The organism is Hydrogenophaga sp. (assembly GCF_041913525.1).
Classification (GTDB): Bacteria; Pseudomonadota; Gammaproteobacteria; order Burkholderiales; family Burkholderiaceae_C; genus Hydrogenophaga.
Map to the genome: position 1 here is coordinate 97,021 of NZ_JAYSFD010000010.1, position 16,497 is coordinate 113,517.

Annotated in this window: 15 protein-coding genes; 7 read left to right on the top strand and 8 right to left on the bottom strand. The window is 66.8% G+C overall.

Translation table 11 applies throughout. From position 1 onward, the window contains the following. On the bottom strand, positions 1-1,944 hold the full coding sequence (locus ACE3RQ_RS13405; RefSeq protein ID WP_374522528.1) for a transglycosylase SLT domain-containing protein: 1,944 nt from the start codon (positions 1,942-1,944) through the stop codon (positions 1-3). A gap of 60 nt (positions 1,945-2,004) precedes the next feature. On the opposite strand from ACE3RQ_RS13405, the gene ACE3RQ_RS13410 reads away from it, so the two are divergent. After that, positions 2,005-2,625 (top strand): 5-formyltetrahydrofolate cyclo-ligase, encoded by a 621-nt coding sequence (locus ACE3RQ_RS13410; RefSeq protein ID WP_374522529.1) that lies wholly within the window; start codon positions 2,005-2,007, stop codon positions 2,623-2,625. A 9-nt stretch (positions 2,626-2,634) separates the two neighbouring features. Here ACE3RQ_RS13410 and ACE3RQ_RS13415 read toward each other — a convergent pair whose 3' ends face one another. Together ACE3RQ_RS13415 and ACE3RQ_RS13420 are read right to left on the bottom strand one after the other, a co-directional pair. After that, positions 2,635-3,549, bottom strand: coding sequence for a DMT family transporter (locus ACE3RQ_RS13415; RefSeq protein ID WP_374522530.1), 915 nt, complete (start codon positions 3,547-3,549; stop codon positions 2,635-2,637). 76 nt (positions 3,550-3,625) lie between these two features. Further along, the gene (locus tag ACE3RQ_RS13420; RefSeq protein WP_374522531.1) at positions 3,626-4,648 is read right to left on the bottom strand and encodes a LysR substrate-binding domain-containing protein; all 1,023 of its coding nucleotides are present in this window, start codon (positions 4,646-4,648) and stop codon (positions 3,626-3,628) included. A 102-nt stretch (positions 4,649-4,750) separates the two neighbouring features. Between ACE3RQ_RS13420 and ACE3RQ_RS13425 the strand changes: the two genes are divergently transcribed. Both ACE3RQ_RS13425 and ACE3RQ_RS13430 read left to right on the top strand, forming a co-directional pair. Next, entirely contained in the window at positions 4,751-5,179 is a 429-nt protein-coding gene (locus ACE3RQ_RS13425; protein WP_374522532.1) for a DUF2917 domain-containing protein, read from the top strand. Between the two features lie 29 nt (positions 5,180-5,208). Beyond that, positions 5,209-6,459, top strand: a complete 1,251-nt coding sequence (locus ACE3RQ_RS13430; RefSeq protein ID WP_374522533.1) for an SLC13 family permease — start codon at positions 5,209-5,211, stop codon at positions 6,457-6,459. Positions 6,460-6,472: 13 nt separating this feature from the next. On the opposite strand, the gene ACE3RQ_RS13435 is transcribed toward ACE3RQ_RS13430, so the two are convergent. Beyond that, positions 6,473-7,300: a DUF6279 family lipoprotein gene (locus tag ACE3RQ_RS13435; protein WP_374522534.1), complete on the bottom strand. Its 828-nt coding sequence runs from the start codon at positions 7,298-7,300 to the stop codon at positions 6,473-6,475. A gap of 79 nt (positions 7,301-7,379) precedes the next feature. Here ACE3RQ_RS13435 and glmU point away from each other — a divergent pair, with 79 nt between their 5' ends. After that, on the top strand, positions 7,380-8,777 hold the full coding sequence (gene glmU / locus ACE3RQ_RS13440) for a bifunctional UDP-N-acetylglucosamine diphosphorylase/glucosamine-1-phosphate N-acetyltransferase GlmU (RefSeq protein ID WP_374522535.1): 1,398 nt from the start codon (positions 7,380-7,382) through the stop codon (positions 8,775-8,777). 17 nt (positions 8,778-8,794) lie between these two features. Here glmU and ACE3RQ_RS13445 read toward each other — a convergent pair whose 3' ends face one another. Together ACE3RQ_RS13445 and ACE3RQ_RS13450 are read right to left on the bottom strand one after the other, a co-directional pair. Beyond that, a complete protein-coding gene (locus ACE3RQ_RS13445) occupies positions 8,795-9,511 on the bottom strand; it encodes a DUF2726 domain-containing protein (protein ID WP_374522536.1) in 717 nt (238 codons plus the stop codon). A gap of 144 nt (positions 9,512-9,655) precedes the next feature. Then, entirely contained in the window at positions 9,656-10,156 is a 501-nt protein-coding gene (locus ACE3RQ_RS13450; RefSeq protein ID WP_374522537.1) for an Lrp/AsnC family transcriptional regulator, read from the bottom strand. A gap of 136 nt (positions 10,157-10,292) precedes the next feature. On the opposite strand from ACE3RQ_RS13450, the gene glmS reads away from it, so the two are divergent. Continuing rightward, positions 10,293-12,149, top strand: a complete 1,857-nt coding sequence (glmS, locus tag ACE3RQ_RS13455) for a glutamine--fructose-6-phosphate transaminase (isomerizing) (RefSeq protein ID WP_374522538.1) — start codon at positions 10,293-10,295, stop codon at positions 12,147-12,149. 176 nt (positions 12,150-12,325) lie between these two features. Here glmS and ACE3RQ_RS13460 read toward each other — a convergent pair whose 3' ends face one another. Together ACE3RQ_RS13460 and ACE3RQ_RS13465 are read right to left on the bottom strand one after the other, a co-directional pair. After that, positions 12,326-13,156 (bottom strand): hypothetical protein, encoded by an 831-nt coding sequence (locus ACE3RQ_RS13460; protein WP_374522539.1) that lies wholly within the window; start codon positions 13,154-13,156, stop codon positions 12,326-12,328. Further along, on the bottom strand, positions 13,147-14,253 hold the full coding sequence (locus tag ACE3RQ_RS13465) for a ComEC/Rec2 family competence protein (protein WP_374522540.1): 1,107 nt from the start codon (positions 14,251-14,253) through the stop codon (positions 13,147-13,149). Before ACE3RQ_RS13465 ends, ACE3RQ_RS13460 begins: the two co-directional genes overlap by 10 nt. A gap of 72 nt (positions 14,254-14,325) precedes the next feature. On the opposite strand from ACE3RQ_RS13465, the gene ACE3RQ_RS13470 reads away from it, so the two are divergent. Next, entirely contained in the window at positions 14,326-14,955 is a 630-nt protein-coding gene (locus ACE3RQ_RS13470; protein ID WP_374522541.1) for a restriction endonuclease subunit S, read from the top strand. An 11-nt stretch (positions 14,956-14,966) separates the two neighbouring features. After that, positions 14,967-16,478 (top strand): type I restriction-modification system subunit M, encoded by a 1,512-nt coding sequence (locus tag ACE3RQ_RS13475; protein WP_374522542.1) that lies wholly within the window; start codon positions 14,967-14,969, stop codon positions 16,476-16,478. Positions 16,479-16,497: the final 19 nt, after the last annotated feature.

Here is a 16,497-nt window from a genome sequence, read left to right on the forward strand (position 1 = left end):
TCAGGGGAGGTCGGGCGAGGGTTCGGGCGTGGCCGCGTTGCGCGGCCCCACCGTGCCCAGGCGGGCGCGAAGCGATTGTTCCTGGCCGGTGAGCTGGGCCGCGTAGAGCGTGGTGTTGGACAGCACCCGCTTGACGTAGTCGCGCGTTTCTTCGAAGGGGATGTTTTCCGTCCACACCTCACCGGCCAGCACCGGTCCGTTGCGCCAGGCGCGCGAGCGGTTGGGGCCTGCGTTGTACGCCGCCGCGGCCAGGGGAAGGGAGCCGTCGAAGTCGTCGAGCGCGAGCTTCAGGTAGGCGGTGCCGATGCGGATGTTGGTGTCTTTGTCGTTGATCTGGTGCGGCTGGAAATCGGTCAGGCCAATTTTCTTGGCCGTCCAGCGCGCGGTGGCGGGCATCACCTGCATCAGGCCCGAGGCCCCCACCCCGGAGCGAGCCTCGGTGACAAAGCGGCTCTCCTGGCGGATCAGGCCGTAGACATAAGCCGGGTCGAGCCCGATGTCGCGTGCGCGGGCCACCACGGCGTCTTTGTAGGGCGTGGGAAAGCGCTGGCCCATGTGGACCTGGTCGCGCGTGCGCAGGCTGGTGTTGATGCAGCGGTCCCACAGGGCGTTGCGGCAGGCAATGTCAGCCGCGGCGAGCAGTTCGCGGTCTTCCATGCCGCCGGGGGTGTGCAGCGCCACGGTGTAGTTCCACTCGCGCACGCCTTCGCTGCGCAGGCCCAGGCGCACGGCGGCCAGGGCGCGCTGCAGGCCAGGGTCGCGTTCGGCGTTGGCGATCTCTTGCGGCGTGAGCGGGGCCGGCAGGGGCTGCGGCGCCACGCGACGGCCCAGGTCTTCCAGGGCCAGTTGTTCGTAGAAGCCGTGCGGCGAAGCGATGGATTCCAGCAACTGGCGCGCACGAGCGGCCGAGGCGGGGTCTTGCCGCGCCTGCAGGGCGCGCGCCTGCCAGTACACCCAGGTGGCGTCGCGTTGCTGGGTGTCGCTCATGGCGCCGATGGCCTCGCGCACGGTGTCCCAACGGCTGGCACGCAAGGCGGCTCGCGCCATCCAGGCCAGGTGGTCATCGTGCATGTGGCGGGTGTCGCCCTTGGCGAAGTAATCGAGCGCGTTGGTTTGCAGTTTTTGCGCGGCGCGCTTGCCGATCACGCCCCAGAGCCAGCCCTTTTCCTCATGCGTGAGCTGGGCGCGCCAGCGGGTGCGCTCCAGTTCGGCGGCGGCACCGTCGGGGTCGTTGCTGGCCAGGCGGATGATGGCCAGCGTGACGAGTTCTTTGGTGCGCGGGCGGATGGCGGTGATTTTTTCGTCCAGGTACTTGGCCGGGGCCGCCGAGATGTCGTCGAGCATGGCCGCCCATTCGGGCTTGAGCAGGGCCAGGGCCTGGCTGGCCACCTTGGGGCGACCGGTTTCCATGGCCAGGCGGGCGCGGTGCCACACGGTTTGCGCCGTGAGGTGGCCGCTCTCCAGCAGGGCCCGGGCGGCGGTCTGGCAACCGTCGTCGGTGTCGCGCTGGGCCAGCCATTCCTGGCGCACGCGCTGCGCGGCCGCATCGGGGGCGAGCTTGCCGTTGCTGGCGTCCAGCAGCAGGCCGTAGCAGCGCACCTGGCGGTCGTCGTTCATGCGAAAGCGTGGCAGCTCGGCGGCGAAGTTGGTCCAGTCGCGGGTGCGGCCGAGTTGCAGCAGCCAGTCGTTGCGCAGGCGGTCCTCCCAGTAGGTGCCGGCCATGGCGTCGAGCGCGGCGCGGATCTGATCGGGGCTGGCGGTGTCCAGCCGGGCGCGCGTTTCCCAGTAGCGGGCCATGGGCTCCAGCGCGTGGCCGCGCACGCTGGGCAGCAAGGCGGAGAGTTGGGTGGCGTTGTTGCGCCGGAATGCGTCTCGCATGTCCAGCAGCGCCTGGTCGGCGGGGGCTTGAGACCAGGCCAGGGAGGGCAGTGCGAGGGCGGCCATAATGAGCCGCGACCGCCAGCGCTGCACTGGTGGGTGTTTGACCGGTTTCATGAGTTGATTATGGACAACAAAGACGGCCAGAGTTCCCCGGCAATCGCTCGAAAAACCGCTTGGCGCAAGGAGTTGATCGCCAAGCGCCAGTCCCTGGCAGATCGGGCCTGGCGCAATGACCTGCTGCAGCGGGTGATGCGCTTCTGGCTGATCGACCGGCCGGATGCGGTGATCGGCGCCTACTGGCCGATCAAGGGCGAGTTCGATCCGCTGCCCGCGCTCTACCGCTGGCAGGAAGCCGGCCTGGAGGGCGATGCACAGGGCGCCGCGCGTCTGCGTCAAATCGGTCTGCCGGTGGTGAACAAGGTGGACAAGACGCTGACCTTCTACACCTGGTACCCCGGCTGCCCCATGGAAGAGGACGCCTTCGGCATTCCCAAACCCAAGGACACCGAGATCGTGCAGCCCACGCTGATCTTCGTGCCCTGCGTGGGCTATGGCCCTGGGGGCTACCGCCTGGGTTATGGCGGGGGCTTCTACGACCGCACCCTGGCCGCCTTGCAACCCAAGCCCTTCACCGTGGGCCTGGGGTATGACTTCGGGTACCTGCCCGATCTGGAGCCCGAGCCGCACGATGTGCCGCTGGACGCCATCCTTTGCGACACCGGCGTGGCCTGGTCGGGCCGCTGACGTTTCGTTTTACGGGTGCTCGGCCGTGGCGTGTGCCTCGGTGATGCGCTTTTCGCGCCGCACCAGGTAAAGGCCGCAGCCGATCACGATGGCCGCCCCCACCCAGGTGTGGGCCTCGGGCAGGGTGTGCCAGACCAGCCAGTCCAATGCCACGCCCCAGGCCAGGGCGCTGTACTCGAACGGCGCCACGGCAGAGGCTTGCCCGTGGCGGAAGGCCTCGGTGATGGCGAGTTGGCCGGCAAAGCCGGTGAGGCCCAGGCCCAGCAGCAGCGCGCCGTCTTGCGGTGCAATGGGTTTCCAGTCGGGCAGCGCCAGCGCGCCGGCGCCCACGCTCATGGCGACCATCATGGTGAAGATGAGGGATTCGCTGCTGTCGGTGCGGCTGGCCAGCCGCCCGGCCACGGCCGCCACCGCGTAGCAGGCGGCCGCCCCCAGCACGGCCAGTCCGCCCCAGGTGACGAAGCCGGCCTGCAGGTCGGCGCCATCGGGCTTGAGGGCGATCAGCACGCCAATAAAGCCCGCGCCAATGGCCCACCAGTGCGCGGCGGGTACCTTCTCTTTGAGGATGGGCACCGACAGGGCCGTGATGAGCAGCGGCGCGATGAAAAACAGCGTGTAGGCCGCCGACAGTGGCAGCTCGCGCACGCCGCGGGTGAACAGCGAGAGCATCACGATGCCCAGCACGCCGCGCAACGCGTGCAATGGCCAGCGCGCGCGCAGGATGGTGGGCCAGGCGCCGCGCCAGGCGATGTAGAGCACCACAAAGGGCAGGGCGGTGATGCCGCGCAGGGCGGCGATCTGCAGCACCGGGTAGCGCGCCGACAGCGCCTTGAGCAAGGCGTCCATCAGGGCGAAGAAGCCCACGGCGATCAGCATGGCGACGATGCTGCGCAGGTTGCCGCGGGCGTGGCTGGCGTGGGACATGGGGTTTGATGCGGGGTAGGGTATCCGGGCGGCTGAGTGTGCCGCAGTGCCGGGCCAGCCTAGGCGCCAACCGTCCTCAATCGAGGTGATCCATTGCGTCGGGGTCGGGCACGTCGCCAATGGCTTGTCGCGTGGCGGCGGCCTGGGCCTGCAGCCACTGGGCGAAGGCCTGCACCTCGGGGCGCTGGGCGCTGCGCGGGGCCAGCACCAGCCAGTACACCAGGGGCGACTCGATGCGGTGGTGGGGCAGGGGCTCGACCAGTGCGCCGCTGGCCAGGCTCTCGGCCACCAGTGGCAGGCGGGCCAGCGCCACGCCCTGGCCGGTGAGGGCGGCCTGCACGATCTGGTGGGCGTAATTGAAGTACAGCCAGCGCTGCGGGCTCAGGCGCGAAGGTGGCGCGGTGCGGCGGTCTTTCGGGGCGCGGGCCGGGCTGGCGAACTCGTCGAGCCAGCGCTGCCAGGTGAGCCACTCCAGGTGGCGCGTGCGGTGGGCGTCGCCGGCCTCGATGAGCGCGCAGTTCGCCAGGTCTTCCAGCCGGTGGATGGGGTGGGTGCGCAGCAGCCAGGGGCTGGCCACGGGGGTGAGCGTTTCACCAAACAGGCGCACGGCATCGGCGGGCACGGCCTGTGGCACGGCATAGCGCAGGGCAAGGTCGACGTCGGCGGTGTTGAGGTCCACCGGGGTGTCGGTGGCGTCGATGCGGATGTCGATGTCGGGGTGCTGGCGCTGGAAGTCTTCCAGGCGCGGGATCAGCCACATCGAGGCAAACGACGCCCAGGTGGTGATGGCCACGCTGCGCCGCCCGGCGCTCTGGCGGATCTGGCGCACCGTGCTGTCCACGCGGTCCAGCGCGCCGGTGGCCGCGCGCAGCAGCATGGAGCCCGCGCTGGTGAGTTCCACCGCCCGGGTGTGGCGCAGGAACAGGGCGATGCCCACCTCGCTCTCCAGCGCCTGAATCTGGCGGCTCACCGCGCTCTGGGTGAGCGAGAGCTCGTCGGCGGCGGCGCGGAAATTCAGGTGCCGCGCCACTGCCTCGAAGGCGCGCAGGTGGCCCATGCCGATGGGGCGGGTGCGGGGGGGGAAGCTGGTGGTGCTCATGGGGATTGATGCGCGGAGTGAATCAAAGGTGGGCCTCGCTTTCATTGGACGGCACGCCTGCAGGCCCGCAAGATCTGGGCTCACATGCTACGGGAGCCGATCATGGCCATTGATACCTTTTTCACATCGGACAGTTGCCCGGGCGCCTGGCGCCTGGGCGCGGGCGAGGCCATCGCGCTGCGCCCTCGCGAGGCGAGTCGCTTTCTGGTGATGCGTGGGCGGGCCTGGGTGACGCTGGGCGACGGCATCGACCATGTGCTGTCGGCCGGCGACAGCTTGCCGGTGCCGCTCGGCGCCCGGGTGGTGGTGGAGGCCTGGGGCGACGGCCTGGCCTTTGACTGGTTGGCCTTGCCGGCCAGGGCATCGGTCAAGGGCGCGCCGGCTGGATTCGGGCAGCGGGTCGGGGCGCCAGCGCGGGAGCTGGGGCGGGCCTTGGGACAGGTGGGGGTGGCGGCCGCCCGCCTGATGTTGGGCCTGCTGGCCTGGCTGCGGTGTGACGCCTGGCGCGGGCGCCGGGTGGTGTCGCCCTGACGGCCCGGGCCCGCTACCATGGCGGGCCCATGAATGGACAACCCCTGCACATTGCCCTGGCCGACTGGGCCGTCATCTCGGTTTTCGGCGTGGTCTACCTGGGCATGTTCCTGGGCGGGCTGCCGCGGCTGAAGCTCGACCGCTCCGGCGTGGCCTTGCTGGGCGCGATCGCGATGATCGCCATCACCGGCATGACGGTGGCGCAGGCGGCGGCCGCCATTGACCTGCCCACCATCCTGCTGCTGTTCGCCTTCATGGTGATCTCGGCCCAGATGCGCCTGGGGGGCTTCTATTCCGCTGTGACGCGCCGCGTGGGCGAGTGGAACCTGCCGCTGCCGGCCCTGAGCGCCGCGCTGATCGTGGTGGCGGCGGCGCTGTCCGCCGTGTTTTCCAATGACGTGGTCTGCCTGGCCATGACGCCGGTGGTGGCCAGGTTGTGCCTGCGCCGGCGCATCGACCCGGTGCCCCTGCTGGTGGGGCTGGCGTGCGCGGCCAACATCGGCTCGGCGGCCACGCTGATCGGCAACCCGCAGAACATGCTGATCGGCTCGGTGATGAAGCTGCACTTCGCCAGCTACGCCCAGCAAGCGCTGGTGCCGGTGCTGGTGGGCCTGGTGCTGTTGTGGGCCTGGCTCACCTGGGGGCCTGTGAAAGACGGCGACCCGATCTTGCCGCCAGCAGAAGGCGTGGGCGAGCCCGAACCCGAGTTCGACGCCTGGCAAACCGTGAAGGGCCTGGTGGTGGCCACGGTGTTGATGGCGGTGTTCCTGTTCACCGATGGCCCCCACGAAGTGGCGGCCTTGATCGGCGCGGCGGTGCTGTTGCTCAGCCGCCGCCTGGCCACCTCGGCCGTGATGCGGCTGGTGGACTGGCCGCTGCTCATTCTCTTCATGGGCCTGTTCGTGGTGAACCACGCTTTTGACGCCACCGGCGTGGCCGCGCAGGCCGTGGCCTGGCTGCAATCGCACGGGGTGTCGCTGTCCAGCCCGGGCCCCTTGCTGGTGGTGGGGGTGACGCTGTCCAACCTGGTGTCCAACGTGCCGGCCGTGATGCTGCTGTTGCCGCACCTGGGGGGCGAGCACCAGGCGGGGGTGATGCTGGCCTTGTTCACCACTTTTGCCGGCAACCTGCTGCTGGTGGGCTCGATCGCCAACCTCATCGTGGCCGATCTGGCGCGCCAGCAGGGCGTGGTGATCGATGCGCGGCGCCATGCGCGCATTGGCGTGCCGGTGGCCCTGATGTCGCTGCTGGGCGCCTGGGTCTGGATGGCCTGGGCCTGACGGCGCGTGCGCGTCAGCGCGCGGCGCTCAGGCTGCGTGCGTCGCTTTCCAACTCTTGCAGGCGCTTGGCGGCGCGCTCGCGCTGCGCCGGGTTGGCGGTGGCGTGAAGGGTGGCGAATTGCGCGCAGCCGTGGCGAAGTTGGGCCTGGGTGTAATCGCCGTAGCCCGGCGTGGGCGACTGGCTCACGCGTTGCAGGTAGGCGCGCACCAGGGCCTCGGCGCGTGCCGGGTTGGCCTGGGCCTGGCGCACGGTGTCGATCAGGTCGCGCTGGCGGCGTTGCCGCTCGGCCTGGGTGCGCTGCGGGTCAAATGGCGAGGCCTGCAGCTCGCGCCGCATCAGGTCGCGTTGCTCGGGGCTCAGGCGACCGTAGAGCCACTCGGCCCGGTCAACGGCCTTGTCCAGGCGGCGTTGAAGGCGCTCGCGCGGTGAGCCCTCCAGAAACTCTTCAGCGAACTCGTCGTTGCTCTTGGCCTGGCGGTCTTGCAGGTGCTCGATTTGCGCTGGCTGAAGGTCCAGCGCGAGCCGGGCCAGCGACGGCACCGCCTGTTCGCCCAGGCGCTGCAGGTGTTCGAAGATGGCGTCGGCCTCGCGGCAGAACTCGTCGTGGGTGGGGGTGGCCCGCGCAAGCCCCTGCCAGGCCCGCAGCCGCTCGGCGATGCGGGGCAATTCTTCGCGGCGGTGCCAGGCGAAGAAGTTGTTCAGGTCATCTCGCACCCAACTGGATTGCGTGCTGGAGAAATCGACCTGTCGGTCAAACCACCAGTGCAACAGGTTGGGTGCCTGCTGATAGGCCATTCGGGTGGCGGTGCACGCCGTCAGGGCCGCCAGCACAGCCGCCACGGCGAGGGTGCGGGCGATAATCCGCCCCCATCGAAGGCCGGCTGTTGTGCCGGCCTCTCCAACTGCACAAGAGGTCAACATGTCGTTTCCGGTGGATGTGGTCGTGATGGCGGCGGGCAAGGGCACGCGCATGAAAAGTCAACGGCCCAAAGTGTTGCACCGTCTCGGTGGCCGCGCCCTGGCCCAGCACGTGATTGACTGCGCCGCGCGGTTATCGGCGCGCCGCGTGGTGGTGATCACCGGCCACGGGGCCGAGCAGGTGGAGGCCGGTCTGGCGGCCCCTGCCGCCACCGCGCTGAGCTTTGTGCGCCAGGAGCCCCAGTTGGGCACCGGCCACGCGGTTCAGCAGGCCGTGCCGGTGCTGCAGGACGACGGCGTGACGCTGGTGCTCTCGGGCGATGTGCCGCTGACCCAGGCCGCCACTTTGCAGGCCCTGCTGGACGTGTGCGCCGGTCAGCACCTGGCCCTGCTCACGCTGGACATGCCCGACCCCACCGGCTACGGCCGCATCGTGCGCGGCGACGGTGGCGAGGTGTGCGCCATCGTGGAGCACAAAGACGCCAGCGAGGCGCAGCGCGCCATTCGCGAGATTTACAGCGGCATCATGGCCGTGCCCACGCGCCTGCTGCGTGCTTGGCTTGCGCGCCTGGACAACCGCAATGCGCAAGGCGAGTACTACCTCACCGACGTGGTGAAGTTCGCCGTGGCCGATGGCCTGGCGGTGCACGCCCACCGCATCACCGACGCGGTGCAGGTGGCGGGCGTGAACAGCCCGGCCCAGTTGGCCGAGCTGGAGCGCGCCTACCAGCGCCGCCGCGCCGATGAGCTGCTGGTGCAGGGCGTGCGCCTGGCCGACCCGGCCCGTTTTGATGTGCGGGGCGAACTGGTGTGCGGGCAGGACGTGGAAATTGACGTGAACTGTGTGTTCGAAGGCTCGGTGCAACTGGGCGATGGTGTGCGCGTTGGCGCGCACTGCGTGATCGCCAATGCCGTCATCGAAGCGGGCGCGGTGATACACCCCTTCACCCACATCGAGGGCGAGAAGGCCGGCGTGAAAGTGGGTGCCGGTGCCCTGATCGGCCCGTTTGCCCGCCTGCGCCCGGGGGCTGACCTGGGGCCGGAGGTGCACATCGGCAACTTCGTTGAGGTGAAGAATTCCACCCTGGCCGCGGGCGCCAAGGCCAACCACCTGGCCTATCTGGGCGACGCCATCGTGGGCGAGCGGGTGAACTACGGGGCGGGCAGCATCACGGCCAATTACGACGGCGCCAACAAACACCGCACCGTGATCGAGGCCGATGTGCACGTGGGCAGCAACTGCGTGCTGGTGGCGCCGGTGACCATTGGCGCCGGTGGCACGGTGGGCGCGGGCTCCACCATCACGAAAGACACCGCGCCCGGCGCGCTGTCGGTGGCGCGGGGCAAGCAGGTGTCCATTGCCAACTGGCAGCGGCCAGTCAAACAGAAAAAGGCCTGAGCCCTCGAAGGGCGGGCTCAGCGCCCGCGGCGGCTGTGCCCGCGCGGCGCGCGGTGGCGGCTGTCCGGGTCCAGGTCCATCAGGCCGCTCAGGCCCATCACCTCAGAGTCGCGGAAGCCCGTGTTGGGGCTGCCGTTGTACTGGTGGTCAAAACCGGAGAGCTGGCTCTCCAGTTCCTTGAGCACGCTGTCGCGGTCGGCGTCGGTCTGGGGTTTGGGCGTGGTGCCTGACTTCGGCTTGGGCAGTTCGGCCAGCTTGAGCTGCGCGCGGAACTCGGCCGGGGCAGGCATGCGGTGGATGCCGTTCTTCAGAAACACGAAGCGCACGCCGGCCGTCTTGAGCATGCGGTTTTTCACCTTCACCCGTTCGGCCCAGGCGTCGGCGTTGCTCAGGTGGTAGCGCTCAATGTCGAAGGCGAAGGTGGGCTTGCCCTCGGGGTCGCACACCACGAAATCCACCTTGTGTTCGTTCAGCCGCTGGCTGGCGCGCGATTTGTCCTTGGCCCGCCGCACCGAGAGCATGTCTTTCAGCGCCACGTTGGGCAGCACCACCTGGCCGGGGAAGGTGTCGTGCAGGTAGTCGAGCATTTGCATCTGGTCGGTCACCAGCATGCGCTCGGGGGCGTAGCGGTCGTCTGCGTCGGGGCTCTTGCCGCGCACGAAGCGCACAAACAGCCAGCCGCACAGCAACAGCAGCGCTGCGCCGATGGCCAAACCGGTCCACAAGATGTCCATGAAGCCTCCTGATGCCTGTTGTGCTTGTTATACGGATGGCGGCAAATTGTAAATAGCCTGTTACACCTGACCGGCTGCTGGCGACGGAGTGTTTACCTTGGTCGCCAAACGACACGTTCGTGTCGTGCGTTTGCACCGTTTTGTTTAGGGGGTTGGCCTGGCACTGTTCAGGGGCAGGCGCGGTTCGAACTTGCTGCGTCGCGTCGCAAAGAAGGCCTTCACGTTGCGCACGTTCGCGTCGCTGGTGAAGAGGCGCTGCGTGAGCGCCAGGTACGCCGGCATGTCGGCGCAATGCACCACCAGCACGAAATCCGGCCCCGGGCTCACGCGGTAGCACTGTTGCACCGCGGGCTCGGGCGCCATGCGCGCCTCAAAAGCGTCCAGCGACTCGGCGCCCTGGCGTTCCAGCGTGATCTCCACGATGGCGCTGAGGCCGTGGCCCAAGACAGGCGCCAGGCGGTCGGGCGACAAGATGGCCACTTCCCGCTCGATCAGCCCTGAGGCGCGCAGGCGCTTGAGGCGCCGCAGCGTGGTGGGTGGGCTCAGGTGCGCGGCCTCGGCCAGGGCCTGGTTGCTGCGGGCCGCATCGGTTTGCAGCAGCTCCAGCAGGCGAAGGTCGGCTTCGTCGATGTCGATAGGTTCCATCTGCGTGTCTTATGTGAAAGATTTGGCGATAGGCGTTTGGGTATGGAATTTTTACTCATCTGCCGTGGTTTTTTGATGTTTTATTTCTTGGGGCTCTGCGTAGCATCGTGCCCGTTCACACACCAAGGAGCGTTTCATGTGCGGCATCGTGGCGGGGGTTTCGGGGCGCGACATCGTGCCTGTGCTGGTTCAGGGCTTGCAGCGGCTGGAGTACCGCGGCTATGACTCGTGCGGCGTGGCCGTGCACGCCGGTGGCCTGAAGCGCGCGCGCAGCACGGCGCGGGTGGCCGAACTGGCGCAGCAGGTGCAGGCCGAGGGCATTGCCAGCGGCACCGGCATCGCCCACACCCGCTGGGCCACCCACGGCGCACCGGCCGTGCACAACGCACACCCCCATTTCAGCCACGGGCCGAAAGCCGCCCCCGGCGCCGTGGGCCGCGTGGCCCTGGTGCACAACGGCATCATCGAAAACCACGACGAACTGCGCGCGGCCCTGCGGGCCAAGGGTTACGTGTTCGAGAGCCAGACCGACACCGAGGTGATCGCCCACCTGATCGACTCGGTCTACGACGGCGACATCTTCGTGGCCCTGCAGGCCGCCGTGGCGCAGTTGCACGGCGCTTACGCCCTGGCCGTGTTCCACAAAGACGAACCCCACCGCGTGGTGGGCGCGCGCGCCGGTTCGCCCCTGGTGCTGGGCGTGGGGCAGGGCGGCACCGAGCATTTCCTGGCGAGTGACGCCATGGCACTGGCCGGCGTGACCGACCAGATCGTTTACCTGGAAGAGGGCGACCTGGTGGACCTGCAACTGGGCCGCTACTGGGTGGCCGACGCCCAGGGGCGCTCGCTGGAGGCCGCCCAACGCCCGGTGCGCACCGTGCACGCGCACAGCGGCGCGGCCGAGCTGGGGCCGTACCGCCACTACATGCAGAAAGAAATCTTCGAGCAGCCGCGCGCCATTGGCGACACCTTGGAAGGCGTCAATGGCATCACGCCCGAGCTGTTTGGCGACGGCGCCTACCGCGTGTTCAAAGAGGTGGACCGCGTGCTCATCCTGGCCTGCGGCACCAGCTACTACAGCGGTTGCGCGGCCAAGTACTGGCTGGAAGACATCGCCCGCATTCCCACCCAGGTGGAGGTGGCCAGCGAGTACCGCTACCGCACCAGCGTGCCCGACCCGCGCACCTTGGTGGTGACCATCAGCCAGAGCGGCGAGACCGCCGACACCCTGGCCGCGCTGCGCCACGCGCAGGGCCTGGGCATGAAGCACACCCTCACCATCTGCAACGTGGCAACTTCCGCCATGGTGCGCGAGTGCGAACTGGCCTACATCACCCGCGCGGGCGTGGAGATTGGCGTGGCGTCGACCAAGGCCTTCACCACCCAGCTCGCCGGCCTGTTCCTGCTGACGCTGGCACTGGCGCAGGTGCGCGGCCACCTGTCAGACGAGCAAGAGGCCGCCCACCTCAAGGCCATGCGCCACCTGCCCGTGGCCCTGCAGGCCGTGCTGGCCCTGGAGCCGCAGGTGATCAGTTGGTCCGAGGACTTCGCGCGCATGGAAAACGCGCTCTTCCTGGGCCGCGGGCTGCACTACCCCATCGCGCTGGAGGGCGCGCTCAAGCTCAAAGAGATCAGCTACATCCACGCCGAGGCTTACCCGGCCGGCGAACTCAAGCACGGCCCCCTGGCCCTGGTGACCGCGGCCATGCCGGTGGTGACCGTGGCGCCCAACGACGCCCTGCTGGAGAAGCTCAAGAGCAACATGCAAGAGGTGCGCGCGCGCGGCGGTGTGCTGTACGTGCTGGCCGACGCCGATACCCGCATCACCAGCAGCGACGGCATCCACGTGATCCGCATGCCCGAGCACTACGGCGCGCTCTCGCCCATCCTGCACGTGGTGCCGCTGCAATTGCTGGCGTATCACACGGCCCTGGCCAAGGGGACGGATGTAGACAAGCCCAGGAATTTGGCGAAGAGCGTGACGGTGGAGTGAGGGCCGATCAGGCTGCCGGCGCGTGATCTGCAGGAATAGAGTCTGTCGGGCTTGGAATATTCCCTGTCGGGCTGACCCAGTGGCACCATCGAACGCGACCGTGACAGGCATAGAGTGCGACTGGCAGTCGCCACGAGGTCACACTGATAGTCTCACCCGGTCGCGGGATGGAGGTTCTAACCTGCGCCAGCGCGAGTGCGGCTCTTCTTGGTGGCCTCTGGTCCCGAGACGCCAGCAGCTGGCTGGCGGTCCGAAAGCGCTTCGCAAGCCGCGATCAGCCGCTCGGCGTACGCGAACGCTGCAGTGCGAACGCGATCTCTGGACACTCCAAGAATCCACAAGGCAGCGGCTACTGCGCAGACCATCACACCGAGTCGATGTCCAGTCGGCATCGTGACAAGCAGACCCCAAAGGTCGGCCCACGTTGTCGGCAGGGCTACGACTTTGTCCAGCACTAGCCAGGTTGCAGCCAGAACGGCCGATGTCAGACCGATCCATCGCATGCCCAGCATGTTCCGTCGGAACCCGTAAGAAATGTTCTCCGTGAACAGCAGGCTGTGCTTGCTGGTCTCACGTGTCTGCTCCAGGAGCCACCGAGCTGCGGATTCATAGAGCCGATCTGCTTCCTCTGGCTCTTGCCCCTCTTGCGCCGCATTTGGAAACGCCACACCCAGCTTGTCTGCCAGGAAGGTGTGAAGCCGCGCCTTGGTAATCGGATCAATCGTTTCATTTCGATGGCGCAGAAGCTGTATCGATGGTTTCCCGCCCCACACTTCGAACAGCTCCGGCTCAAGCCGTTTGCCGCGGTCGCGGGCCACGCCGGCCATCCAGTACAGCGCGCCGCATCCGGCGGCGGCCGCGGCCAGATTGCCAAGCGCTGGCGCTTGATGCGCAAAGACGATCGTGACCGCCATCGCCAGCGGGAAAAGTGTGAGCAGGGCCGGGTAGAGCCGCGCCTGCCGATCGTAGGGATCGGCAACCTTCGCGATCGATTCGATCAGTCCCATGCTTCCACCTTGTCAGAGAACGTGATGGGCGTCGCCGGGCCCCATCCAGCGCGTGCGGGCATCTGGTGGGAGTACCGCAGCGCGTTACCGCGCGTTGCATATGGCTGAAAGCCACGGCGCAAGAACGCATTCATGACGACCTTGCGCGGGTGCGATGTTGATTCTTTTCCTGCCGACGCGTACGCGTACCGGTCCGGTGTCGTGCCAGTAAACGGCAGGCGGCGGCCGATAAGGCGGTCCAAAGCCGAGGTGGACACGTTGTGCCGGCTGCCGTGGTGCGGGATCTGCACAAACTTTATGGTCCCTGGCAGGTCGATCTGGTTGAGTTCCGCGCACGCTGCCGTGCGGGTAAGCGCCTCAATGCCCGCGTCCCCCGTCAACAGAACGCCATGACCGTTGAAATCTCCATAAAGCACCACACTCGACTCGTTCTCGGCCGACGTCTTCACGTCATCGCGCAGGTGCTCGATAAACCAGTTCTCGCTGAGCCACTCACCAGCCGCATTGGTCGCAAGAGCCAGTGCGCCCATGAGCCCTGGTCTTGCCGACCGCAAGCCTAGCCCGTGCTGAATCTTGGTCACAGGTGACTTCTCGAAAGCCGGCACCAGATCGTGGATGTACCAGTCACGATGCGGTGACAGGACCCAGAAGGGGCCGATCGCCTGACCAAGGAATGGCTCTGCGATCGGAATGCCTCGGCGAAGGGCCAGGGTCTCAAGGTCATAGGCCGCGCGCATTTTGTCCTGAAGCCGGGTCGCGAGGCTGGCCTCGGTCATCCGGCCATCGGAGAAGTACCCGTGGATGAGCTGCGAGTGATCCCACGGGCGGTGCATCCAAAGGCGCTGCACATCCAGTTTCTCGAGCACAACAGACAGGCCGGATGCGTGATCACCGTCGGGGTGGGAGCTGACGACATGATCGACGCGGGTCGTTCCATAGTGTGTCCGCACGTGCTGGACCAAGGCTTCACCAGTCTCTTTGGTGCCACCGTCGTAGATGAGAACTTGGTAGTTGCCCGGATGCCCCCAGCGCACCGTTATGGCGTCGCCACTGGAGTCACCGTTTCCAACTGGAAGGAAGTCAATTTCGAAGCCCATATGATCTCCAAAAAATTGCATCAATCACCATGATGCAAACCTGTTTGATGGATTCTGCTTGCATTTCTTGCGTTGGTCAAGCAAAATCACATCATCGTGATTGATGCAAAAATAATTCCTATCGCCGACCTCGCGACTGTGCGCACTGGTTATCCCTTCCGTGGGCCGATCGCAGAGGTGCACTCCGGCGGCGTGCTGGTTGCCCAGATGAAGGACGTCGATCCGTCGTCGGGGTTGCAGTGGGGTGCGGTGATTCGCACAGAGTTGACTGGCCGCAAAGAGCCTGAGTGGCTGCAAGCCGGCGACATACTCTTTGTGCCCCGCGGCCAGCGCTTTTTCGCGGCAAGCATTGGCACGCCGCCCGACCTGGCTGTCTGTGGGCCGCACCTTGTGGTGCTCCGGGTCCACCCAGGGGCCCGGGTGGCGCCGAACTTTCTGGCCTGGCAGATCAACCAGCCCCCCGTCCAGAAGCAGCTGCGTGTCGCGGCCGAGGGAACCAATCAGCTGAGCGTCCGCATCACCGAGATTGAAGGGCTACGGATTGCCGTACCCCCCATCGAGCAGCAGCTTCGAATCGTCGGCATGGCCGACGCAGCCGCCAGAGAGCGCAGGCTGCTGACCCAACTCATCGCGAACCGCGAGCGGCAGCTCGCGGCGATCGCGACCGACCTTGCCAAGGCCGCTGGCTTGGACCTGACTTGAAACGAGACGCTATGAACAACACCGCTATCACCCAAGACGACATCAACGCCGCCGTTTGGAACGCCTGCGACACCTTCCGCGGTACCGTCGACCCGAGCATCTACAAAGACTTCGTCTTGACGATGCTGTTCTTGAAGTACGTCTCCGACGTCTGGCAAGACCACTACGACGGTTACAAGCAGCAGTACGGTGATCACCCGGAGCTGATCGCAGAGATGCTCAAGAGTGAGCGCTTCGTGCTGCCGGCCGATGCCAGCTTCTACGCTTTGTACAACCAGCGTCACAGCCCTGGCAACGGCGAGCGGATCGACAAGGCCCTGCATGCCATTGAAGAGGCCAATATCACCAAGCTGCGTGATGTGTTCCAGGACATCAGCTTCAACTCCAACAAGCTGGGTGATGAGCAGCAGAAGAACGACATCCTGCGCCACCTGCTGGAGGACTTTGCCAAACCAGAACTGGACCTGCGCCCCAGCCGTGTCGGCCAGTTGGACGTGATCGGCAACGCCTATGAGTTCCTCATCAAGAACTTCGCCTCCACCAGCGGCAAGAAGGCGGGCGAGTTCTATACGCCGCCCGAAGTCTCGACGCTGATGGCCCGGCTGATGGCGCCGCAGGAGGGCGACGAGATCTGCGATCCGACCTGTGGCTCTGGCTCACTGCTTATGAAGTGTGGCCGTCTGGTTCGCGAAAGCACCGGCTCGCGCAAGTACGCCCTCTACGGCCAGGAAGCGATCGGCAGCACCTGGGCCCTTGCCAAGATGAACATGTTCCTGCATGGCGAGGACAACCACCGCATCGAGTGGGGTGACACCATCCGGAACCCGAAGTTGCTGGATGGCGCGGCGAGCCTGAAGCACTTCGACATCGTCGTTGCCAACCCGCCCTTCAGCCTGGAGAAGTGGGGCTTCGAAGGCGCCGACGCCGACAAGTTCAGCCGTTTCCGCCGCGGCGTGCCACCACGCACGAAGGGCGACTACGCCTTCATCCTGCACATGATCGAGACCATGAAGCCCGGCACCGGCCGCATGGCTGTCGTGGTGCCGCACGGCGTGCTGTTCCGTGGTGCCGCCGAGGGCCGCATTCGCCGGAAGCTGATCGAAGAAAACCTGCTGGATGTCGTGATCGGCTTACCCGAGAAGCTGTTCTACGGCACTGGCATCCCAGCTGCCGTGCTGGTGTTCCGCAAGAACAAGACCGACGAAAAGGTGCTGTTCATTGATGCCAGCCGCGACTTCGAGGCTGGCAAGAACCAGAACGTGCTGCGCGAAATCGACCTGCAGCGCATCGTAGAGACCGTGCGGACGCGGCATGGCGTCACCAAGTACGCCTACCTTGCGTCGCAGGCCGAGATCGCAGGAAACGACTTCAACCTCAACATCCCTCGGTACGTTGATACGTTCGAGGAAGAGATTGAGATCGATCTGATGGCCGTTCGAACGGAGCGTGAACAGCTCAAGGTTGAACTCGCCAGCCTGGAAACTCAGATGGCAACTTACCTGAAAGAGCTGGGCTATGAGTGAGTCGCAAGATGCTCCCGCA